General features: G+C 67.2%; 16 protein-coding genes. 9 read left to right on the top strand and 7 right to left on the bottom strand.

The features are described 5' to 3' along the window. Nucleotides 1-13: 13 nt before the first annotated feature. The 3 genes from ACSMXO_RS25485 to ACSMXO_RS25475 form a co-directional block, all read right to left on the bottom strand. Entirely contained in the window at nt 14-1,600 is a 1,587-nt protein-coding gene (locus tag ACSMXO_RS25485) for a sugar ABC transporter ATP-binding protein (protein ID WP_455414081.1), read from the bottom strand. Between the two features lie 25 nt (nt 1,601-1,625). Further along, nucleotides 1,626-2,687 (bottom strand): sugar ABC transporter substrate-binding protein, encoded by a 1,062-nt coding sequence (locus ACSMXO_RS25480; RefSeq protein WP_455414080.1) that lies wholly within the window; start codon nt 2,685-2,687, stop codon nt 1,626-1,628. A gap of 133 nt (nt 2,688-2,820) precedes the next feature. Continuing rightward, nucleotides 2,821-4,137, bottom strand: coding sequence for an enolase C-terminal domain-like protein (locus ACSMXO_RS25475; RefSeq protein WP_455414079.1), 1,317 nt, complete (start codon nt 4,135-4,137; stop codon nt 2,821-2,823). 302 nt (nt 4,138-4,439) lie between these two features. Here ACSMXO_RS25475 and ACSMXO_RS25470 point away from each other — a divergent pair, with 302 nt between their 5' ends. Further along, nucleotides 4,440-5,126, top strand: a complete 687-nt coding sequence (locus tag ACSMXO_RS25470) for a FadR/GntR family transcriptional regulator (RefSeq protein WP_455414078.1) — start codon at nt 4,440-4,442, stop codon at nt 5,124-5,126. 119 nt (nt 5,127-5,245) lie between these two features. Here the strand turns inward: ACSMXO_RS25470 and ACSMXO_RS25465 are convergent, their stop codons facing one another. The 4 genes from ACSMXO_RS25465 to ACSMXO_RS25450 are packed head-to-tail and all read right to left on the bottom strand — an operon-like array spanning nt 5,246 to nt 14,010. Beyond that, nucleotides 5,246-6,559: an RICIN domain-containing protein gene (locus tag ACSMXO_RS25465; RefSeq protein WP_455414077.1), complete on the bottom strand. Its 1,314-nt coding sequence runs from the start codon at nt 6,557-6,559 to the stop codon at nt 5,246-5,248. A gap of 20 nt (nt 6,560-6,579) precedes the next feature. After that, entirely contained in the window at nt 6,580-9,438 is a 2,859-nt protein-coding gene (locus ACSMXO_RS25460) for a glycosyl hydrolase family 95 catalytic domain-containing protein (RefSeq protein ID WP_455414076.1), read from the bottom strand. A 31-nt stretch (nt 9,439-9,469) separates the two neighbouring features. Beyond that, nucleotides 9,470-11,170, bottom strand: a complete 1,701-nt coding sequence (locus tag ACSMXO_RS25455) for a ThuA domain-containing protein (RefSeq protein WP_455414075.1) — start codon at nt 11,168-11,170, stop codon at nt 9,470-9,472. 14 nt (nt 11,171-11,184) lie between these two features. Beyond that, entirely contained in the window at nt 11,185-14,010 is a 2,826-nt protein-coding gene (locus tag ACSMXO_RS25450; RefSeq protein ID WP_455414074.1) for a PQQ-dependent sugar dehydrogenase, read from the bottom strand. A 630-nt stretch (nt 14,011-14,640) separates the two neighbouring features. Here ACSMXO_RS25450 and ACSMXO_RS25445 point away from each other — a divergent pair. The 8 genes from ACSMXO_RS25445 (at nt 14,641) to ACSMXO_RS25410 (ending at nt 23,177) form a co-directional block, all read left to right on the top strand. After that, complete coding sequence (locus tag ACSMXO_RS25445) at nt 14,641-14,979, top strand: hypothetical protein (RefSeq protein ID WP_455414073.1); 339 nt, start codon at nt 14,641-14,643, stop codon at nt 14,977-14,979. A 614-nt stretch (nt 14,980-15,593) separates the two neighbouring features. Continuing rightward, a complete protein-coding gene (locus tag ACSMXO_RS25440) occupies nt 15,594-16,622 on the top strand; it encodes an NAD-dependent epimerase/dehydratase family protein (protein ID WP_346262350.1) in 1,029 nt (342 codons plus the stop codon). Nucleotides 16,623-16,657: 35 nt separating this feature from the next. Beyond that, on the top strand, nt 16,658-17,617 hold the full coding sequence (locus tag ACSMXO_RS25435) for a UbiA prenyltransferase family protein (RefSeq protein WP_455414072.1): 960 nt from the start codon (nt 16,658-16,660) through the stop codon (nt 17,615-17,617). Nucleotides 17,618-17,695: 78 nt separating this feature from the next. After that, nucleotides 17,696-18,679 (top strand): lysylphosphatidylglycerol synthase domain-containing protein, encoded by a 984-nt coding sequence (locus ACSMXO_RS25430; RefSeq protein WP_455414071.1) that lies wholly within the window; start codon nt 17,696-17,698, stop codon nt 18,677-18,679. Between the two features lie 3 nt (nt 18,680-18,682). Continuing rightward, nucleotides 18,683-19,384 (top strand): sulfotransferase family protein, encoded by a 702-nt coding sequence (locus ACSMXO_RS25425; RefSeq protein WP_455414070.1) that lies wholly within the window; start codon nt 18,683-18,685, stop codon nt 19,382-19,384. After that, nucleotides 19,381-20,445 (top strand): endonuclease/exonuclease/phosphatase family protein, encoded by a 1,065-nt coding sequence (locus tag ACSMXO_RS25420; RefSeq protein WP_455414069.1) that lies wholly within the window; start codon nt 19,381-19,383, stop codon nt 20,443-20,445. Before ACSMXO_RS25425 ends, ACSMXO_RS25420 begins: the two co-directional genes overlap by 4 nt. After that, nucleotides 20,442-21,659: a glycosyltransferase family 4 protein gene (locus tag ACSMXO_RS25415; RefSeq protein ID WP_455414068.1), complete on the top strand. Its 1,218-nt coding sequence runs from the start codon at nt 20,442-20,444 to the stop codon at nt 21,657-21,659. Before ACSMXO_RS25420 ends, ACSMXO_RS25415 begins: the two co-directional genes overlap by 4 nt. A gap of 369 nt (nt 21,660-22,028) precedes the next feature. Then, a complete protein-coding gene (locus ACSMXO_RS25410) occupies nt 22,029-23,177 on the top strand; it encodes a glycosyltransferase family 4 protein (RefSeq protein WP_455414067.1) in 1,149 nt (382 codons plus the stop codon). Nucleotides 23,178-23,320: the final 143 nt, after the last annotated feature.

Below are 23,320 nucleotides of genomic sequence, written 5' to 3'. Positions count from 1 at the left end.
GTCGGCGGCGGTGTCAGCCGAGGTCAGGGTCTGAGGCATCGACGGTCAGTCCTTCCATTGCGGCAACGAGGTCGTGGTCACGCCAGCCGCTGGGCATGTCGGCGACGATGCGGCCCTGGACCATCACCAGGACGCGATCGCAGATGCGCAGGTCGTCGAGTTCGTCGGAGGCGACGACGACCCCGGTGCCGGTGCCGGCGACCTCGTCGACCTTGTCGAGGAGAAATTCTTTGGACCGTACGTCCACGCCCGCCGTGGGCGTGATGAGGATGAGCACTCGGGGGTCATTGGCGAGTGCACGTGCCATGACGACCTTCTGCTGGTTGCCGCCGGAGAGTCCGGAGACGGGCAGGTCGGGTCCGGGCGTCTTGATGGCCAGGTCGTCGATCAGGGTGGTGGCGACGGCGTCCCGCCGGCGGGTGCTGAGGAAGCCGGCTGAGCCGAGTCGCTCCGGGATGGTCATGGTGGCGTTGTCCGCAATCGACATGCCGGCGACCAGGCCCTGGTGGTGGCGGTCCTGGGGGACGAATCCCACGCCGCTGGCCAGGGCGGCACCGACGTGGCCGGGGCGCGGGTGCCGACCGCCGACCGCGACGGTCCCGGCCTGCGGCGCGCGGAGTCCGACAATGGTTTCGGCCACCTCGGTCCGCCCGCTGCCGCCGGAGCCGGCGAGGCCGACGATCTCGCCGGACCGGACCTGGAACGACACGTCCTCGAACACGCCGTCGAGGGACAGGGCGGCCACGTCGAGGACCACGTCGGCGTGCCCGGCTGGCGCCTGCCGGGAGCGCGGGGCCTCGAGTGTGGTGGCTTCGCCGGTCATCGCGGCGACGAGCTCGTCGCGCGGCAGCTCGGCGACCGGGGCGGTGACGATGTGGCGGGCGTCGCGGAACACGGTCACCATGTCGCAGATCTCGTAGATCTCTTGCAGATGGTGGCTGATGAACAGGAAGGTGACGTCCTGGGTCTGCAGGTCGCGGATGTGGTCGAACAGCCGGGCGATCGCGCCGGCGTCCAGTTGGGCGGTCGGCTCGTCGAGGATGATGAACCGGGCACCGAACGACAGGGCCCGGGCGATCTCGACGAACTGCCGCTGCTCGACGCTGAGATCCTTGGCCCTGGCATCGACGTCCACGTCGACGGACCAGACGGCGAGCAGGTCCCGCGCCCGACGGCGCAGCGAACGCCAGCTGATCAGCCCGCTGCGACCCCTGTCGTACCGGTTGAGCAGGAGGTTTTCGGCCACGGTCAGCTGGGGGATGATGGTCGACTTCTGGTAGACACAGGCGACCCGCTGCCGCCAGCCGTCCCGGTCGGACAGGCGTGGTGCCGCCTGCCCGGAGAACCGGATCTCTCCGGAGTCGGCGGGCTGCAAGCCGGTCAGGATCGAGACGAGGGTGGACTTGCCGGCCCCGTTCCGGCCGACCAGTGCGTGCGTCTCGCCGCTACGTACGGTGATCCGCGCCTGGTCGAGTGCCACCGTCGGCCCGTACCGTTTGGTGATGTCGGTCGCCTCCGCCACGGGCGGGCCCGACCGGGTCCGCCCGTGGCCGTTCTGGGCGGATGACGAGTGCCTCGATGACTTCTCGTTGCCGCTCATGTGCCGGTTTCTCCTCCGGGGCCGGTCAGCCGATGTTGTTGCCCCAGAGGGACTTGTCGTCGGGCTTGAGGCTCGGTACGCCGCCGTAGGTTCCGCCGTCGAGGGTCACCAGCGGTGCGGAAAGCTGGTCTTCGAGCACTCCGTCGCGTACCTGGATGATGGTGCTCTCGTGGTCGGTCGGGCCCGGCTGGAACGTCTTTCCTTCGATGGCCGCCTTGAGGTAGTAGAGCGCGTACTTGGCGTAGAGGTCGGCCGGCTGTGAGACGGTGGCGTCGATGTTGCCGGCGGCGATGTCCTGCAGCTCCTTCGGAATGCCGTCATTGGAGACGACGAAGACGTGCTTCGGGTCGTCCGGCGCGGTGAGCAGGTCGCGCTGCTTCAGTAGCTGAAGCGTCCCGGCCAGCGCGAAGCTGGACTGCATGTAGACGCCCTTGATGTCGGGGTGCTCGGTGAGCCGGATCTGCAGCTTCTGCGAGGCGATCGCGCCGTCCCAGTTCGTCGCCTCGCCGAAGACCGTGATCCCCGGGTAGTTCTTCTTCATGCACTCGCTGAACGCCTCGGTGCGGTCACGCCCGTTGATGGAGGCAAGGTCGCCCTGGAGCATGACGACCTTGCCGGCGCCCTTGAGCTTGGTGCCGAGGAACTGGCACGCCTTCTCGCCGTAGGCGCGGTTGTCCGCGCGTACGACCATGAACACCTCACCCTGGTCGGGGCGGGTGTCGATGGTCACCACCGGGATCTTCTTGCTGGCCAGAGTCTGCAGCGCCGGGGCGATCGCGGCGGTGTCCTGCGGTGCCATGGCGATGCCCTGGACGCCCTGGCTGATGAACGACTGCACGTTGGAGGTCAGCTTCGCGACATCGTTCTGCGAGTTGGTCGTCTTCAGGTCCAACCCCAGCTCGGTGGCGAACTGCGGGGTGTACTTGATGTAGGAGTTCCAGAAGTCGGTGTCCGACCGCGGGTAGTCGACACCGACCACCGCGGCGCTGCCGTCGGCACCGGTGGAGTTCTCGCCGCCAGCGCATCCGCCGAGTGCCACGACGGACATGACGACGGCCGCGGTCGCGGCGATTGAGCTACGGTTCATCACAGCTCCTGTTTGGAAGATGCCCGAACGTACGGTTTCGAAGGTGCCGGCCGTCAGCTCGCGGAGCAGCCAGCCGACGGCTCAGCTGCCTGTCGCGCCGATGCTTCTGTTCACCGGCCGACCCGAGAGCGTGTCACCGGCCGACCCACCAGCGTGCGTGTGTGGACTTCGGACCGGTCGAGAAGCGGTATGCGGCGATCGACTCGGGACGCATGCGCGCGCCGATACCGGGGGCCCGCGGCGCCACGTAGTTTCCGTTCCGGATGACGACGGGATCGACGAAGTGCTGATGCAGGTGGTCGACATACTCGATCACGCGGCCGTCGGTGCTGCCGCTGACGGCGACATAGTCGAACATTGCCAGGTGCTGCACCATCTCGCACAGGCCGACGCCGCCGGCGTGCGGGCAGACCGGCACGCCGAACTTGGCGGCGAGCAGTAGGATCGCGACGTTCTCGTTCACCCCGGCGACGCGGGTGGCGTCGAGCTGCAGGACATCGATCGCCTCCGCTTGCAGTAGCTGTTTGAACATGACCTGGTTGTGACAGTGCTCGCCGGTGGCGACCTTGATCGGTGCGACCGCTCTGCGGATCGCGGCGTGGCCGAGTATGTCGTCCGGCGAGGTCGGTTCCTCGATCCAGTAGGGGTCGTACGGCGCGAGGGACTCCAGCCAGGCGACCGCCTGGTCGACCCCCCACGCCTGATTGGCGTCGACGGCGATCCGGACCTCGGAGCCCACCGCCTCGCGGGCCAGGGCCAGCCGTCGTACGTCGGCTTCGTTGTCGGCGCCGACCTTCAGCTTGATCAGGTCGAAGCCGTCGTTGACGGCCTCCTTCGACAGTCGGACCAGTTTGTCGTCGGTATAGCCGAGCCAACCCGGTGTGGTGGTGTACGCCGGGTATCCGCTGTCCAGCAGTTGCCGCTGGCGTTGCGCTCGTCCCGGCTGGGCGCGTTGGAGGATGTCCAGCGCCTCTTCGGGAGTGAGAGCGTCCCGTAGGTACCGGAAGTCGATGAGGCTGACGAGCTGCGTCGGCGACATCTCGGCCAGCAGCCGCCACAGCGGCTTGCGCTCCCGGCGCGCGTACAGATCCCAGGTCGCGTTGACGATCGCTCCGGCGGCCATGTGGATGGCGCCCTTGTTCGGGCCCAGCCACCGTAGCTGGCTGTCGCCGGTCATCGTCTCCGAGAACCCGCGCATGTCGGCGAGGATGTCCGCGATCGGCAGGCCGATGACAAGGGGGGCCAACGCGTGAACCGCGGCCACCTGTACGTCGTTCCCGCGTCCCACGGTGAAAGCCAGCCCGAATCCTTCCTGCCCGGTACTCGTGCGGACCGTCACGTAGGCCGCCGAATAGTCAGGTTCCGGGTTCATCGCGTCGGAGCCGTCGAGCTCGCGGGAGGTGGGAAACCGGATGTCGACCGCGTCGACCGCCGTGATCACCTCGGTCATGACCATCTGCCTCGTCCGCTCGCTGGTCCGGTCGGCCGGGGTGTCGCCGTCCGTCGCGGCGATCTTCCATCGCCCGCTGAACCGTCTGCCATGGGATGTCTTTATAGCCTCACTCGTAGCCTCCGTCTAGACACGAGCCGGAAACATGCGCTCTGGGGCTGGTTTCGACGGGTGATGACAGTGCGCATCTGTAGATCAGCGAACCTTCATGCTCCAGACATGGGATCACCTGCTAGGGTTAGACTCGCAGGCGATCTCAACCCGCTCCCTTCCCGTGCGGGAGACCACCAAGGGGTCACGACATGTCGTTGACCGAGAAGGCGATGACACGCCTTCGCGAGTTGATCCAGTCGGGTGAGCTCCCGCCTGGCACCAAGCTTCCGCCGGAGCAGCAGCTCGCCGCCGAGCTGGGTGTGGGGCGCAACATCATGCGGGAGGCGGTACGGGCACTCGTGGCGGCCCGGGTGCTGGAAGTGCGACGGGGCAACGGTACTTTCGTCACCAGCCTGCAACCACGGGTGCTGCTGGAAGGCATCGGCGGTGCGGTCGAACTGCTGCAGGGCGACACCATGCTGGAGCTCACCGAGGTGCGCCGGCTGTTCGAGACCGCCGCGACCGGGCTCGCCGCCACCCGCATCTCGGCACAGCAGCTCGCCGAGGTCGAGGGCCATCTGGAGGCCATGCGCGCCGCCGCCGACGACGTGGAGCTACTCAACCAGCACGACCTGGCCTTCCACCGCGCGGTCGTCGCCGCTACCGGCAACGAGACGCTGACGATGGTCCTGGAAGGCATCTCCAGCCGGACCCTACGCGCCCGGGTGTGGCGCGGGCTGGTCGACGCAGACGCCGCCGGGCACACATTGCGCGAACACGAGGCGATCTACCTGGCACTGGCCGCCGGGGACGCCATCCAGGCCCAAGCGGCCGCCCTGATGCACATCACCACGACCGAGACCTGGTTACGCGCCCACCTACCCGAAGAACGGTAGAACCGAGCCGACCGGCTGAACTCCACCGGTATCGACCGCCCGGCGCGACCTGCACCGCTACCTGACACCTGGTGGGTGCAGGCGGCCGTGTGCTACCACGGCCGCCTGCACGCCTCTGCCTACGCTCGGGCCCAGCGCTGGTTGGTGCCGGTGTGGCAGTTCCAGACCACCACGGGGGTGCCGTTTGCGGTGCCGGCGCCGTTGACGTCCAGGCACAGCCCGTTCTGCGCGTTGCTGATCGTGCCGTTGCTGTTCACGTTCCACTGCTGGTTGGTGCCTCCGCCGCAGTCCCAGATCCGCACCTGGGTGCCAGCGGCGGCGTTGGCAGGCAGGTCCAGGCACTTGCCCAACACCTGCAGGGTCTGTCCACTCTGGCTGAACTGCTGGTTGGCGTTGGTGTGGCAGTCCCAGACGATCATCTGGGCGCCGTTGGCCGAGCTCGCGCCGTTGACGTCCAGGCACCGGCCCGCGGACTCGCTCCGCAGCCGGAAGGCGGTGGGGTTCGGGTTGGGGTTCGTCTCGCCCGTGAAGAACTTCCACACCTCGTCCTTGACCCAGCTCCTGGCGCCGCTCTCACAGCCGGCGCACCCGTCCACGGGGCCTTGCTGGTGCCCTCCGTCGAAGGCGGCCCAGACAACCGGGTACCCCTCCCGGCACCCGCTGTAGGCGGTGGTGATGTGAGTACGGCTACCCGCGGCCGGCTCTGGCGGGTTCTGGGGAGTGCAGCCGTTGTTGTTCACGAACCTGTCCCGCAGCGCCCGTCCGGCACCGATGTTGTCGCCGATGCCGTGGATACCCATGTACGCGAAGGGCTGGGTACCGCCGCTGCACCCGCTGATGGGTCCGGGGGCGGCTATGGCCGCGACCGCGCGGAAAACCGTCGGTCGGGCACATGCGAGTGCGTAGCTCATGGCGCCGCCGTAGCTGAAGCCCAGGGAGAAGCGCTGCGTCGTGTCGATGCAAAGGGCTGCGTCGATCCGTTGGATCATGTCGTCGACGAAGGTCACGTCTTCGCTGCCGGAGTTGGCCCAGCCGTTGCCGATGCCCTGGGGCGCGACGAAGATCGCGCTGTCGTTCGCAAGGCGCCGCAGTCCGTAGTGGGCGTAGACGTCCCCATCGCTTCCGCCCGAGGCGACCGCCTCGGCGGTGCCACCCCACCAGTGAAACCCGAATATCAACCGATATTGACGGTTGTTGTCGTAGTTGGTGGGAATGCTCAGGATGAAGGATCGGTTCTTACCGCTACTCTGGATCGTATGCGTGCCGCTCGTCAGTGTCGGGGCCTTCCCGCAACCGGCGGTTGCCGCAGCTACCACGATATCGGTAGGTGACGAGCGCCCGCCGACAGCGCCGCCGTGCGCCGCGCCACCCGCTGCCAGGACGATCAGTGCCACTACTGCGGAAAATCCGAGAATTGATCGACGGCCTGTCATCACGTGACTCCTTTCGCGAGCTAGATTCGTTGAAGTTGGAATCGCTGGTTGGCGCCCGTGCCGGGTGTCCACTGGGAGATGCGGCCACCGTCGGCGGTCGAGGCCTGCCAAACGTCCATCGCCAGACCGCTTTGCCGGTTGATCAGTCTGGCCACCCCGCCGCCCTGGTCGTCTACTCGCCATTGCTGGCTGGCGGCGTTGGGGGTGTCGGGTTGCTGAGTGATGTCGGCGCCAGTGCTGTTGCTGGCGACCTGCAGGAACAGACCGCTGTGCCGCGCCCTGATCCGGAAGTGGCCGCCGTCCGCCGGCAGAAACTCGAACTGCTGGTTCTGTCCGCTGCCGGCCTGCCACTGGATGAGCGACGCACCGGCGGCGGTGGACGCACCGTTGATGTCGGCGGCCTTGCCGCTGTGCTGGGCCACGAGCCGGTAGTGCACACCAGCCTCGACCGGTCCCGACATGACCCCGGACGCGCGGTAGGTGTGGCCGGCCTGGCCGGCGAACTCGACGAGATCGGCCTCGATCCGCGTCGGCTGGACGGCGGCGCCGCTCGTCTCGTCGCGCAGTTCGAAGGTGCCGGCGAAGATCCGGCTGCGAACGCGTACGGGCCCGGTGCGGTCGGGAGTGACGACGAGCTCGATCCGGCTGCTGCTCCAAGCGGCGCCGACGGTGTATCCGCCGCGGCCCCGGAGCCCGGCAACCTGCCCGGTCGGCCAGGCGGATGGTAGGGCGGGTAGTAGGTGTAGTTCGTTGTTGTGGCTTTGCAGCAGCATTTCGGCGATGCCGGAGGTAGCGCCGAAGTTGCCGTCGATCTGGAAAGGCGGGTGCAGGTCGAACATGTTCGGTGCGAGCCGGTCGGTGCGTACCAGGTCGCCGAGGAGCTTATGGGCGCGTGCGGCGTCTTCCAGCCGAGCCCAGTAGTTGATCTTCCAGGCGAGTGACCAGCCGGTGCCGTCGTCGCCCCGCAGTTCCAGGGTTTGACGTGCGGCCTGGTGCAGTTGTGGGGTGCCGCGTTTGGTGATCTGGTTGCTGGGGTGCAGCCCGTACAGGTGGGAAACGTGCCGGTGAGTCCGCTCGGTCTCCACCCAGTCGGCGAGCCATTCCTGGATGTTGCCGCGGGACCCGACCCGCGTCGGTGGCAGCCGGTCCCGGGCAGCCAGTACCTGGGTGCGGTAGCTGGCATCCACATTGAGGACTTCGGCGGCCCGTGCGACGCCGTTGAAGAGGTCACGCAGGATCTGGTTGTCCATCGTCGGCCCCGCGCACACGCTGGCATTCGCGTGATGAGGCAGCTCCGGCGAGTTCGACGGATTGGTGACCAGGTAGCCGAGCGTCGGGTGGGTGACCAGCGTGTCGAGGAAGAACTGGGCAGCGCCTTTCATGGCCGGGTAGTTGGCGCGCAGGAACTCGACGTCTCCGGTGAACTGGTAGTGGTCCCAGATCATGGTGGCCAGCCAGGCGCCCCCGGTCTGCCACATCCCCCACAGGGCACCGTCGACCACCGACGAGCCGCGCCACGCGTCGGTGTTGTGGTGGGTGACCCAACCCCCGGCGCCGTACTGCGCCTGAGCGGTGCGGGCGCCGGTCACCGTCAAGTCTTTGATCATGTCGAAGACCGGTAGGTAACACTCGGACAGGTTGGTGGTGTCGGCCGGCCAGTAGTTCATCGGCAGGTTCGCGTTGATGGTGTACTTCGAATCCCAGGACGGGGCCATCTGGTCATTCCAGATCCCCTGCAAGTTCGCCGGCTGGCTGCCCGGCCGCGAGGAGGAGATCAGCAGGTAGCGGCCGTACTGGAACAGCAGCGCGGAAAACTGCGGATCGTTGACGCTCGCGTGCTGTGCGATCCGCACGTCGGTGGTCTGGTCGGCCGCCGCCGTGCGTCCCAGGTCGATCGACACCCGGTTGAACAGCGCCTGATAGTCGGCCACATGCCGGCCGCGCAGCTGGTCGAAGCCGATGTTGCGGGCCGCGTCGAGGTGCCGGCGCGCGATGCCCTGGTAGTCGCCGTTGACCGTCCGGTAGTTGACGTAACTGGATCCGATCGACACCAACACGGTGACGCTGGTCGCGCCGGAGACCCGCAGCGTGCCACCAGAACTGCTGACCGTACCGCCGCTCACGGCGGCATTGGCCAGAGCGAGGAACCGGACCTGCCCGTTGATCCCCTCCATGCTGCCGGAGACACCGTCGAGGCCGATCGTGGCGGCGTCCGGGCTGGACACGGTCGTCCGTTGCGGGCTGCCGAACGTGGCGGTGAAGGTGATCGCGTTGGCCCGGTCAGCGGTCAACCGGATCACGATCACCTGGTCCGGTGCGCTCGCGAACACCTCGCGCTGAAACCGCACCCCGTTGAGCACGTAGCTGGTGGTCGCGGTGGCCGTGGTCAGATCGAGGGTCCGCTGGTACTGCGACGCCCCGCTGGCACTACCGAAGGCCAGCCGCAGGTCGCCGACCGGCTGATAGGCCAACTGCCCGGCGGGGCTGCCCAGCATCGCCTGGTTGATCAGATCCTGCGCCTGCGTCCACTGATCGGCGAAGACCCGCCGCCGGATTTCCGCCAGGTTGGCCGCACCACGGGTGTTGGCCGAGTCGTACGGGCCACCGGCCCACACAGTGTCCTCGTTCAGCTGAAGCCGATCGGTGTCGACATTCCCGAACACCATCGCGCCCAACCGGCCGTTACCGATCGGCAGGGCCCGCAACCAATCCGAACCCGCCGGCTCGTCGTACCACAACGCCATGTCATTGGCTGCCAGCACCTGTGGCGGTGCAATCGACCCGGCCCGAGCGGCTGCGGTCCAACCCGCCGGCAGCAGCATGACGCCAGCCCCCGCCGCCCCGACTCCGAGTAGTTTCCTTCGTGTCACTTCAGGCATCTTGTCTCCTCCAAGCAGCCGAGCGATGCCGTTACGGAAGGGTCCAGCGCTGGTTGGTGCCGCCGTGGCAGGTCCAGATGATCAGCTGGGTACCGTCGGCGGAGCTGCCGCCGTTGGCGTCCAGGCATCTGCCCGACTGCGAGTTCACCAGGGCGCCGTTGGCTCCGGGGGTCCAGTTCTGCGCACCGCTACCGTTGCAGGTCGACAGCTGGACCAGGCCGCCGTTCGCCGTGCCGCCGCCGGCGACGCCCATGCACTTGTTGGACGCGCGCAGCGTGTCCCCGTTGACCGTCCATTGCTGGTTGGTGCCGCCGTGGCAGCTCCAGAGCTGGATCTTCGCGCCGTCGGCGGAGCTGGAACCGCTGACGTCGACGCACTTGCCGGTGGCGCTGGTGATCGGGCCGACCCGGGGCGCGGTGCCGCCCAACTCCTTGATCCGGATGTTGCGGAACGACACGTCATCGCCGGTGCCGTGGTTCTGGATGCCGATGTAGCCGGATGTCAGCGATCGCGCCGGATCCGTGTTGGTGAAATCGTTGATCTTGACGCCGTTCAGGAAGACCTGCAGCCGCTCTCCCTCCACCAGCAGCTCGTAGGTGTTCCACTCGCCGGGTGGGTTCAGCGCGGCGTCGCGGGCGGCGATGTCCGCCGACTTGACCCCGTACACCGCGCCAGTGGTCCTGTCCGCGGTGTCGGTGGCATCGACCTGCACCTCGTACCCGTTGCTCATGGCCGAGTTCGGGTCGCTGCTCGCCGGAAATCCGACGAGCACGCCGGAGTTGTCGTCGCCCGGCATCATCCAGTCGAGCTTCAGGGAGTAGGAGCGAAACTCCTTGGTGCTGTACCACAGCATGCCCAGCCCGCCGGAAGACGTCAGCGTGCCGTTGCTGTTGCTGAACCCGCCCGGCCCTGCCTGGGACCAGCCGGTGGTGGCGCCGTCGTAGAGGGTGGTGTAGCCGGTTTCCGCGCGGCAGTCCGCCCTGGTCCGGTTGGCTGCGTACCTGATGCCGCCGAGCACCAGCGACCGGAAGCCCGCCTCGGTGTAGCTGGCCTGGGTGTGGCCGCTTCCGGTGTAGAACGAGCGTCCGCCCTGGAGAGTCTTGCACCAGGTGTGCGGGTGGTCGGCCCCCATCCCGCCGCCGGAGTAGCTCGACTCGTCGAGGGTGGACAGCACCCGGGCCGACGACCGGGGGTTGGTCCGGAAGTTGTACCACTCGTCGGTACGCACCCAGGTCGGGCTCAGCCCGGCCGTCGCCGCATGCGCCCGGTTCTCCACTCGGACGGTGGCCTGCTGGATCGCCGGGTGCGAGGCGAAATACGCGCCGACCAGCTCGCCGTAGAACGGCCAGTCGTACTCGGTGTCCGAGGCTGAATGCACGCCCACGTACCCGCCGCCGGCCCGGATGTAGTTCTCGAAGGCGGTTTGCTGGGTGGCGTTCAGCACGTCACCGGTGGTGTTGAGGAAGACAACGGCCTCGAACTGGGCGAGGTTGGTGGCGTTGAACTGGTTCGAGTCCTCCGTCGCGGTCACCGTGAAGTTGTTGGCGGTGCCCAGGTCTCGGATCAGCTGGATGCCGGCCGGGATCGAGTCGTGCCGGAAGCCGGCGGTCTTGGAGAACACCAGCACGTCGTACGGCGCGTCCGCGGCATTCGCCGGCGTGTTGCCGGTACTCGCCAGGATCACCAACGCCGCCGCCGCGACGCCGAGGATGTTACGTGTTGTTGGTCGCATGGCTGGGATTCCTCTCATGGCAGGGTCCAGCGTTGGTTGGTGCCGCCGTGGCAGCTCCAGATGATGAGCTGGGTGCCGTTGGCGGAGCTGCCGCCGTTGGCGTCGAGACATTTGCCTGACTGAGCGTTGACCAGGGAGCCGTTGGCTCCCGCCGTCCAGTTCTGCCCGCCGGCGCCGTTGCAGGTCGACAGCTGCACCAGGCTGCCGTCGGCGGTGGCGCCGCCGGCCACGCCCATGCACTTGCCGAGTGACCGCCAGGTGTTGCCGTTGCGGGTCCATTGCTGGTTCGTGCCGCCGTTGCAGGCCCACAGCTGGATCTTGGCGCCGTCGGCGGTGCTGCCCCCGTTGACGTCGACGCATGCGCCGCCGGCGCCGACGATCCGTCCGGTGCCGCCGCCACTGGGGGCCGTGCCGAACGTGAAGGCGTCCACGTCGAACAGCGTTCCGGTGCCGCCGTGGAAGGTCAGGTACAACGTGGTGGTGCCGGCCGGAACCGCGGAGAGCGCCGTGGAAACCTCGGTGAAGATGTCCCAACCGCCCGTGGCCGGCACGGTGACCGAGCCGAGCACCGTGCCGGTCGGCGAGCCGGCGCGGACCGAGAGCGTGCCACCCGAGCCGCCGGAGGACACCCGGGCGGTAAATTGGGTCTCTCCCGCGAGCCCGTAGCGCTGGAACGCGATCCAGTCGCCGTTGCTGATGTCGCCGACGGTCTGCCCGCCCTCCGCGGTCGCCTTGTTGAACAGCCCGGTACCCGACTGGGTGTCACGGTGCTCGGCCTGCCGGTGCCGTGGCTGAAGGACGTGCTGCTGGTGCGTGGTCAGCGCCGGCTGACCGTTTGCACCTCCGTCGGTGTACTCGGCGTCGAACACCGCGAACAGGTTGGCCGCCGTGTCGTGCTCACCGTCCACCGGGATCTGCAGCGTTCCCGAGCACCCGGTACGCGAGGTGATCGAATGCCCGTGATCGTCGTGCCCGAGGAAATAGGTCAGCTTCACCCGCTCGCAGTCGACCGTGCCGTCCTCGGGGTCCGACACCGTGATGGTGTACGGCACGTTGTCGCCGAAGTTGAACAGGCTTCCGTCGATCGGCGTACTCATCGTGACCGTGGGTGCGGTGTTGCCGACCGTGATCACCACCGACGCGGCGCCGGTGCGACCCGCGGGATCGGTCACGGTCAGCGTGACCGTACGCTGGCCGTCGCCGGTGAAGGTGTGACTGGGGTTGGCCGCCGTGGAGGTGCCGCCGTCACCGAAGTTCCACGAGTAGGTCAGCGCACCGCCCTCGGGGTCCGAGGATCCGGCCGAGGAGAAGTCGACGGTCAGCGGCGCGATGCCGGACGTGCGGTTGGCGCTGGCGCGGGCGACCGGCGCCTGGTTGCCGGCCGGGTTGTACTCGATGCGGTACAGCGCGGAGCTGGCGTCGCCGCTGCCCCAGCCGGTGCCGTAGTCCAACACGTACAGCGCTCCGTCGGGGCCGAAGTCGCTGTCAATGATCTGCGTGCCGCGCCACGGGAACTCGCTGATCTGCCCGGCCGACCCGTCGGCGTTGACGTCGATGGTCTTGATCCAGCGCCGACCGAACTCCATGGCGAAGTAGTGCCCGTCGAGGGAGGCCGGGAACTTGACCGCGGACGGGTTGGCCGCGTCGTAGCGGTACACCACGCCGCCCATCGGTGATTCCGAGCCGCAGCCGAACGCGGCCAGCGAACAGTTGTCGTACTTGATCCACGCCGGGCGCGCGGCCGGCAGGTTGGTCAGCCCCGTGTTGCGCGGAGAGTTGTTTACCGGCGCGGCGCAGTTGAACCTGTTTCCGGACGGCCCGTTCGGAAACACGTAGTCCACATAGGTCTCGGACGTGGTGTTCGACCCGGTGCAGTAGGGCCAGCCGTAGTTGCCGGCCGACGTGATCCGGTTGAACTCGACCTGGCCCGCCGGGCCACGGGTGGCGCTGGTCGTGCCGGCATCGGGTCCGTAGTCGCTGACGTACACCGCGCCGGTCGACTTGTCCACGCTGAGCCGGAACGGGTTGCGGAGGCCCATCGCGTAGATTTCCGGCCGGGTGCCGGCGGTGCCGGGCGGGAACAGGTTGCCGGCCGGAATGGAGTACGTCCCGTTCGGGTTTACCTTGATCCGCAGTACCTTGCCACGCAGGTCGTTGGTGTTGCCCGCGCTGCGCTGCGCGTCGTAGACCGGGTTGCGGTTGGTGCGTTCGTCGATGGGGGTGTAACCGCCCGAGTCGAAGGGGTTCGAGTCATCCCCTGTGGACAGATACAGGTTGCCGGCCGCGTCAAAGTCGATGTCGCCGCCGACATGGCAGCACATGCCGCGGTTGGTCGAGACCTCCAACACGGTCACCTGGCTGGCCGTGTTGAGTGTGAAGTCAGCGTTGAGCGTGAACCTGGCCAGCCGGTTCACCCCGTTCCACGCCGAGAAGTCCGTCCCGGTGGCCGGCGCGTCGCCGCCCGGAGTGGACAGTGGCGGTGCGTAGTAGAGGTAGATGAACCGGTTGCTGGAAAAACCCGGGTCCACCGCCACGCCCTGCAGGCCCTCCTCGTCGTGCGTGTAGACCTGCAGGGTGCCGATCACGTTGGTGACCCCGGTGGCAGTGGTTCGACGCAGCACCCCATTACGGGCGGTGTGCAGCACCGAGCGGTCCGGCAGTACCGCCATGGACATCGGCTCACCCAGCTCGGCCACCCCCCGGGCGAGCTCGACCTGCTGGAAGTCGGCCGAGTTCACCGGGTGCGCGGCGGCCGGTGACCCGGGGTTGACAATGGCCGCCGCCGTGCCGGCGGCGAGGAGGACAGCGGCGGCTGTCGCGGCGATCGCGCGTGTTTTCATAGGACGGTCACACCCTTGGTCGTCGGCTTTTGCTCGGGCATACGGGTACTTCGGGATCAGGGCCCGGGTCCGCCTTGCCATCGAGCGGACCCACACACGCCCCTACCGGGGGAGGACTGAAACGGCCGCTAGCTGGCGCAGGACGGGGCTCAGCGTGGCCGTCAGTGGTTGGCCCTACAAGCGCCAGTGGTAGTAGATGCCGAACCTGGCATCCGGAAACCACGCGGGGGCCGGTGGATGCTGGTCAACCGACGCCCTCATCGCCGGGTAGCTGCTCGGACCGTCGGTGGCAGCGGCCGCGCCTACCGTCCACAGTCCAGTGGCAGCGGCGGCCCCAGCCGCCCCGGTCGTGACGGTCGCACGGCAGGAGAACCGAAACGTTGACGAGGACATCGCGGGAATCCTTCGAGGGTGTCACTGTGTCCAACATTCATCAGACGTCATACGTTAGCCGACCGAATAGGAGACAGTCAATGCGTCGCCACGCGACCACGTGCGATGCCGTCGTCCCGACCATCTGGGGCTCGTAACCCAGCCCACACCCGTGACGTGTGGGCTGTGCTGGCAGGCATCGAGGTTCGATCCCCAGGTCCGGCATGGCAACAGAGGGTCCAGGCATCGCGGGAAGCGATGCTGACCGACCGCAGGGGCACGGGCGGCGCCAGCCACAAGCGCGGGGCGACGCCGCAGCGTCGCACCAGCGTCGGGGTAGCCGTCTCCGGGGTGTACCGGCAGGAGGCCGGCCAGGTGGGCAACATCGAGTGCGCCCGGGCCGCCTCGGCGGCCTTCGCAGAGGCCGAGGTGTTCCGGCTCCGCGTCCCGCAGCACATCGATCAGGCGCTTCGTCACCACCGCCCGCCGCTACCGCACCATCGAAAATCCGGACCGGCGACCACACCCTCACCGGCAGCCGACCCAGTACCCGACGACCTCCGCACCGCCCTCGATGACATCCACGGCACGCACTAAATGAGCCAAGTCGGGAGGGTCTTTTCCCGGTTAGAGACAGAGACCAGACGACTACTTTCCGGGGTGAAGCCAGATTGAAACAGCCGTGTGGTGTGCTTCAATGTGCTCGGTTCATCGGGTTGGCGCATGCGACTCTCGCGCACCAAAGATCTTGGATATAAGGAGACGGTTTGATGAGATTCGACCAAAACCGATCATCCCCGCGAAGGTCAGACAACAGTACGAGGTGCGAGCGGGCCGTTTAACCCCATCGGCGTCCTATGCATCACACTGCGGCGGTATTCGAGCCCCGCAAATCCGGCGCCGGCCAGGCCGTGACCGATGCACAGTACAGGGCATCCGTCACCGCGACCGCGGCCGTCCTGCGAGAACTCGGCCGAGACGCAAGCTATGCCCGTGGACACCAGGAAACCAGTGTCCCGGGGAAGATCGATCCGTCGTTCATCGGTCTTAATGTGATCCGAGCTGACGTAGCCGCCGCGATGCGTGGCTATCTCAGGGCATTTGTTCGGCCCGCCAGAGACGTCCGGCGGCTTTTCGGGAATCGTTCAGGACGTGGGACTGCGCCACCGCGAGCAAAACAACTCAGTTCAGCGTAAGAAGGGGGCGATTCGGTGGGCGATCGGATCGTGGTGACAGGCGGATCCGGAATGCTGGGGGACAACCTGGTTCGCCGGTTGGCGCGTGCGGGATATGTGGTTCACAGCGTCGACCTACGCCCGCCCGTGGAGCCGACGAACGGCGTGGAGCACACGATCGGAGACATCGGCGATAAGGTGTTCCTGACCGACCTGTTCTCCGGTGCCGCCGCCGTCGTGCACTGTGCGAGCGGATTGCCGAGCTATTCGAAGGGACGGCTCCGGGAAATCAGCGTCGACGGCACCCGCAATGTCTTCGAGACCGCCCGGGCCGCCGATGTGCCTCGTGTCATCCATGTCTCCTCGGCCGCGGTGTACGGCCTGCCGTTAGAGGTGCCGACTTCGGAGACCCATCCGCGCCGGCCGGTGGACGCCTACAGCCGGGCCAAGGCGGAGGCGGAGGAGATCGCGGAGGAATTTCGCGACAATGGAATGTGCGTGTCGATTGTTCGCCCGAAGACCTTTCTCGGCCCCGGCCGCATGGGCCTGTTCGCGATGCTTTTCGAATGGGCCGCGGACGGCCGCAACTTTCCCGTTCTCGGGCGCGGCGACATTCTGAGTCAGATGCTCGCCGTGGAGGACCTCGTCGAGTTCATCATGCTGCTGCTGTCGGCACCCGACGAGGCCGCCAGCGATACGTACAATCTAGGTGCCGCCGAGTTCGGAACGCTGCGCGCCGCATTTCAGTCGGTACTCGATGCCGCGGGGCACGGTAAGCGTGTCGTATCGCTGCCGGTATGGCCTGCCCTGCCGCTTCTGCGGCTGCTGGAGCGTAGCCACCTCTCGCCGGTCTATCGCCGGCTGACACACAAACTGCTGATTGACTCGTACGTGTCCATCGACAAGGCACGTGAACGACTCGGATTCTCGCCACGGTTCTCCAATGAGGACGCGATTCTGCGCTCTTATGACTGGTGGTGCCAACAGCGCCCGGCGGGTGTAGGCCGAACCAGCCGGGACGCCTGGCGCCAGGGAGCCCTGTCGTTGGCGAGAGTCTTCTTCTAAGGCAGGCAGGGGGCCGCGTGGACAGCGTCAATGTCGTGTGGGAACAACCCACCAAGCGGGAACAACCCACCAAGCGGGAACGGGCCGGTGTACGGCGGCAGGTCATGGACCTCTTCCTGCTGGCCCGGCCGGCGCACTGGATCAAGAACGTGCTGGTGGTGCCGATTGCGCTGGTGGACCTGGAGGTGTGGTCGTGGCCCGCTCTCGAGCGCGTGGCCTGGTCCATCGTGGCGTTCATCCTCGCCGCCGCCGTGGTCTACCTCGTCAACGACGTGGTCGACCGGCGCCTCGACCGACTGCACTCGGGAAAGAGCCGGCGTCCGATCGCCGCTGGCCGGCTCTCCGTCACCGCGCTCGTCCTGTACGGCGCAGTGCTGACCGGCGGTCTGGGCCTGCTGTTCGCGTTCGCTCCGCACGGCAGTTCCTGGCCGATACTCGGATATCTGGGTCTGAACCTCGTCTACACCGCCGGCCTCAAGCATGTGCCGTTGATCGAAATGGGCGCGATCTCCGGTGGGTTCGTGTTGCGGGTCGTTCAGGGATACCTGGCCACCGGCGTCGCGGCATCCAGTTGGATGCTCATTGCTGTCTTCTCCGGATCGCTCCTGCTGATCCTCGGAAAACGCCGGTACGAACTGGTGGAGGTGGGAGTTGAGCACCGCCCCTCGCTCCGTGGCTACTCGGTGGAATTCCTGAACCATCTGCTGCTGCTCGCCAGCGTGCTCTGTCTCGCCGCCACGTTGACGTACCTGGCCACCGAGGCGCCGATCGCACCGTACAGACAGGAGGTGCTGCTGATCTCCTTGCCTTTCGTGCTGTACACGCTCTTCCGGTACCTCCAGGTGGTCCTGGTGCTGAAGGAAGGCGGTGACCCGGTCCGGTTGCTCCTGCGGGACCGTGCCCTCATCGTGTCCATCGGGAGCTGGGTCTGCGCGATCGGCGCACTCGTACTCGTGATCAACGTCCCCTCCATCAATGCAATCCGTCTACCGTGAGGAGCCGAAGTGGCCGCCCCCGATGGAGGATTACTCGCCGGCGATCGGTGCCCGGCTGCCGGGGACGCTGGTGCGGTAGTGACGAATTCACCGAACGGCCGTCGGTGTCTGCTCAAGGTCCTCCGAACCATCGTCTATTCGATCATCGTCGTATTTCTGTCTTGGCAGATCTGGCGTGTACGAAATGGGCTCGGCGACAGTCTGAGTTCTGTGGGCTGGAGCGCCGTCGGTCTCGCGGTCGGATTCACCGTGGTGGGAACCGCTCCGGGATTCTTCGGGTGGAGACTGCTGGTCGCCGGCACCGGTGTACGACTCACGATTTCCGATGCGGCCTGGGTGTACTTCCTGTCTGGAGTGACGGTCTATCTTCCCGGCGGGATCTGGCCCCCGATCGTGCAGGCCGCGCTCGCGAGGAGGGTCGGAGCGCCAGCGTCCCGGCTCATGGCGGCTGGTCTGATCACGCTCGTTATGACCATGCTCAGCGGGGGCATCGTCGGCTTGGTGGCGGTTCCGCACCTGGCGACGGACGATCCAATGTGGTGGCTGTCGGTGCCGCTCGTGCTCTCCGCCGCCGGCGCGGTCATCCTGGTGCCACGCCTGCTCACCAGACTGCTCGGCCTCGGACAACGCATCTTGCGACGTGGTGAACACGAGATCGTGCTGCCCAGCGGTAGGACCACTATGGGGGTGGTCGCACTCAACGTCCTCGGGTGGTGCTGCAACGGCACGCACGCGGTGATCCTCGCGGTCGCCCTCGGCGCACCTCCCGCATCCGCGATGACACTTGGCCTAGGCGGTTTCGTCCTCAGCGCGATCGCCGGAGCGCTGTCGCAGGCACCTGCCGGCCTCGGCGTGCGTGAGGTCGTGCTCGGCCTCACGCTCGGCGTCCTGGTCAGTGGCCCGGACCTCATCGTACTGCTGCTGCTGAGCCGGTTCGTCACCACTTTGGGGCATGTGATCGCGACCCTCGGAGTGCTGGGAGTGCTGGCCGGGACTCGCTTCGTGACAGCCAGACGAGGGGCAGCTCAAGCGTCACCTGCCCAATCGCTTACTAGGGAGTAGGCAATGATGCACGTCATAGGTACCGGGTACGGCCGGACGGGGACGACATCCCTCACTGCCGCGCTGGTGCAACTCGGCTTCGGGCCGTGTCTTGAGGCCGGGGAGGTATTCAGGAATCCCCGGCTGATCCGGCCATTGCTCGGGGCCGTTGAAGGCAAGGCGTCGGCCTGGGAGGAGATATTCGCTGGTTATAGATCAATCGTGTGCGAGCCGGTCACGCCCTGCTGGCGGAGACTTGTCGAGTATTGCCCGGAGGTGAAAGTCGTCCACACGGTACGCGACCCGGAGCAATGGATAAGCAGCATCCAAAGGACACTACTCAAGCGGCGACGGCACATAAACACGTGGTACGGCAGGGGCGCCATACGAGTGTCGTCGACGCTCGGTACGGACCTTGCCCCACTGATTGAGCTGTTTCAGCGTACGCTCGAAGGCCAGGCCCTGAAACTGGTGGCCGAAGGGAAACCAGAACGCGCCGTCGAGCAATTTCAGGCACACACGGATCAGGTCATCGAGACTGTCCCCGCTGGTCGCCTGCTCATTTATGATATCCGTGATGAATGGGGACCACTGTGCGAGTTTCTCGGTGTCCCGGTGCCGGCGGAGCCGTTCCCCCTGAAGAGCACCACAGTGGAGATCGCCAGCGGCCGTGGCCGTGGCTTCGGAAGAGAGGCACTGTTGCGGTTCCTGACCCGGACACGGTGACCGGCCTCTGGGGCAGGGGAACACGGCTCCTCGTCGCGGCCACCGCGGCATGGATCACGTTCCTCCTCTTACATGTTCTGCTCGTCGGCCGCTGGTGGCCATGGTTCATCTTCGAGGCCACCCCACCGCTTGCCGTGGTGACGGTGCCACTGCTCTTTCTCACGCTGGTGCCGTTCGCGCGGCAGATGCGCTGTCGGCTTTCCGTGGTCCTGGTTCTTGTGCTGCTTTCCGGGACTCAGTTGGCAGGCTATGGCCCGGCGTGTGCGGACACCGCTACCGGCGGTCCCGGAGGTAGGACGGTCAAGGTCTTCGCCTGGAACACGGACTACTGGGAGATGGTGAACGACGAGGACGCCTTCTACGCCTTCCTGCGCCAGCAGGACGCCGATATCTATCTCTTGCAGGAATACGTGTATCGGCGGGGGGAGCCGGTCCGTATCGACGACTCGGCCCGGCTCCGCACGGAGTTCCCTGGCTACCAGATGTCGGTCGAGGGCGAGTTGGTCACGCTGTCCCGATTGCCCATCGTCGCGGCGTACCACCATCCAGTTCCCGGTACGGGCATGGAATGGTTCAGAAAGGGGACCAAGGCGCAACGTACCGACATCCAAGTCGGGGGGCGCATAGTCTCCTTCTACAATGTGCACCTCCCGGTGCCCTTCCGGATCAACGGCAACCCCTTGAGCGGCGGTTTCTATCGGGCACTCAAGGAGCAGGGCGTCTGGCGGCTCCGCGAGCTACGCAAGCTGCGCGCCGATCTGGCTGGAAACCCCCACGCGGCCGTGTTGGCCGGTGATTTCAACTCGCCCTGGATGGAGTTGTCCCCGCCCGGCGCCGATATCCGGGTGCATGTCCCCACGGGGTCTCTCGCGCCGCCCGGCACGTGGCCCGCCTCCGACTATCCACTGCCTCGGCTGTGGCGGCTCGACTGGCTGTTCACGACCGGAGACCTGACCGCGCTCGACTATCGGCTCGGCAGCGGCGGTGAGGCCTTCTCCGACCATGCGGCCCAGGTGTTCCGGGTGGTCGTTCCGGATGATCAGAAAGGCAGGGTGACGTGAGGATCGTCATCGTCTCCACCGGCGCGCCGCCCGATCCATTTGGCGGGATCGGTACCTACATAGAGGGGCTGCTCGGTGCCCTGGCCTCCCAGGATGCCGAGGTCCATCTGGTAGGTGCGTCCCGGCACCACCGCCTGAAGCGCGTGTTCCAGTACCACGAGGCGACCATCCGCCGGGTGTTGGTCACGCCGCCATGGGCCCGAACCTCACTGCCGCGGTCCCGAATCGGGATGATGGCCGCGGTCGCCCGGCTGAACATGGTCGGGGCTTGGTACGCCCGCCGGCTGCACGCCCGGGAGAAGGTCGACCTGGTCGCGGTGCACGACTGGATGTGTGCGCCAGCCGGGCTGATCTGTGCCGTCCTGTTTCGGATGCCCGTCTGTTATCACGTGCACTCAGCCGAGATCTTTCTCCGGGATCGGGGCCTGGTCGCCGCGCTCGGACGGACACTGAACCGGGCGCTGAGTCGTCGAGCTCGGTTGATCATGGTCCCGTCGACGCACACCGTAGCTGGCATCCCCCACCTGGCCGGCCGTGACGACATCGCCGTGGTCTCACACGGCCCCGGGAAGGCATGGCGGATGGAATGCCCGGACGACATCGAACGCGGCGCCGTAAGGGACAAGATCCGGGCGCTGTACGGGATCCCGGACAAACGACGGATGATCATGTTCGCCGGCCGGTACGGGGCACACAAGGGGGTGAACGAGCTGATCGAGGCGGTCCGTCGGATGCTCGCCGATGGCGCCGACGTCACCTTGATCCTGGCCGGCACCGGCTGGCCCGACGACACCTCCATCGACCAGCGGCTGCGCGAGCGGGTCGAGGAGGCAGGGCTGGCCGGGCGCGTGCACGTACTCGGGCGGTACCTGGACACCGACGAGCTCCGTGCCCACGTGGTGGCGGCCGACGCCTGCGTCTTCCCGTCGACGTACGAGCCGTTCGGGTTCGCCGCCGTGGAGGCGATGGCGCTGCGGGCCCGCGCGGTGGTCGGCCCCGGCTTCGACCCGGACGTGGTCGGTAGCGCCGAGGGGGCGTGCGTGCGGACCGAGACACTTGATCCAGACGAACTGGCGGCCGCGCTGCTCCGGGTGCTGAGCGACGACGACCCAGGGCTGGGTGACCGTGCCCGCCGGTACATCCTCGGCCGCCATTCCTGGGATACGGCGGCCGCCCGCACGCTGCAGGCGTACGCGGAGGTGGTCCGGCGGTGAGCCCTGAAGAATCGCGCGAACCACATCCTGGGCTCGGGGCCACGTGGCTGAGAGGGGGACAGGCCAGTAGGGCGCAGAGCGGTCGATGGACGAAGTGGCCTCGGTGTCGACCATGTACCGGATCTTGGGCGAACACCGTGAGGTCCGGAAACCGCGGCCGTCAGGCCACCCACCCGGCGCGGGTCATACCCGAGCTGGTAGCCACCGGGCCGGACACGTGCTGGTCGTGGGAGATCAGCGCGTCGACCGCAGCCGGCTGACCATCCACCTTCGGGCGGTTCCCGCGGTGTCCCAGGGCAGCCTTTCGGACCTCAGCGGGAAGCTCGTCGTCGTGTCGATCCCAGACTGTCGAGAAAGGACGTCTCGTCGATGAACAACTCAGACCAACGGTACGATCTCACCGTCGCCCTGACCTACTACCTGCCGTACATGAGCGGCCTGACCCATACGGCTAGTACCGTCGCCGAGGGGATGGCGGCGCGTGGCTGGCGGGTGGCGGTGGTGGCCAGCCAGCACGACCGGTCCACCCCGCGCCGGGAGACCATCAATGGGGTGGATGTCTACCGGTCACCGGTGCTCGGCCGGATCTCCCGGACGCAGATCAGCCCGGCGTACCCGTTCGAGGTAGCCCGGATCGTCCGCCGCTCCGACCTGCTCCACCTAAACCTGCCGATGGCCGAGGCCGCGCTGGTGGCCAGACTCGCCGGGCCCACCCCGATTGTGAGCATGTTGCACATCGACCTGTACCTGCCTCCTGGCGGGCTGAGCCGGATCGCGGTCGCCGTGTCTGACCTGACGACCCGAGCCGCGATCCGCCGTTCCGCGGCGGTGGTCGCCTACAGCGAGGACCAGGCCCATGCGTCGAAGTTCTGGCCGCTGATGAAGGGGCGGGAGTTCCGCGCTATTGCCGCACCATGTCTCGACCGCCGTGGCGGCCAGCCGCGTTACCGCCGCACCGGCGGGCTGCACATCGGCTTCCTCGGCCGCATCGTCGAGGACAAAGGGATTCCCTACCTCGTCCGGGCCTTCCGCCGGATCGCCGACCCCGACGCCCGGCTGCTGATCGGTGGCAACTACCAGACCGTGATGGGCGGCAACAACCTCGCGGACATCAGGGCGGAGATCGGCGCGGACAACCGCGTCAAGGTGCTCGGCGAGCTACGAGGCCAGGAGATCGATGACTTCTACGCCTCGATCGACGTGTTCGCACTGCCGTCCAACGCAGAGTCGTTCGGTATCGTGCAGGCCGAGGCGATGATGTGCGGCGTACCGTCGGTGACCACCGACCTGCCCGGCGGGCGGTATCCCGTCCAGGCGACGCAGTTCGGCTCGATGGTCCCGCTCCGCGACCCGGACGCGCTGCACCGGGCGATCCTGGAGCAGGCGGCCACCCCGGCGGACTGGCGGGAGGCCAAGTCCCGCGAGGCGCGGGAACTCTTCGCGGCCGAGCGAAGCCTGGACGAGCACGAAAAGCTGTTCACACTGGTGCGGGATCGAGCCGCCCGCCCAGTACGGTGACGGATCCACTTGCCTGCCCTGCGGTCCGGGTTCCCTTTCAACGGGGACGGTGTGGCCAACTGGCGCTGAGCTGGGGGTCACCCGGGAACCATCGGCTTCCAGTACGCCTTCAACGAGCAGGCACTGGCCAGCGGCCAGGGCGT

The organism is Plantactinospora sp. DSM 117369 (assembly GCF_053764795.1).
This window is presented reverse-complemented; position numbering and strand designations above follow the sequence as displayed.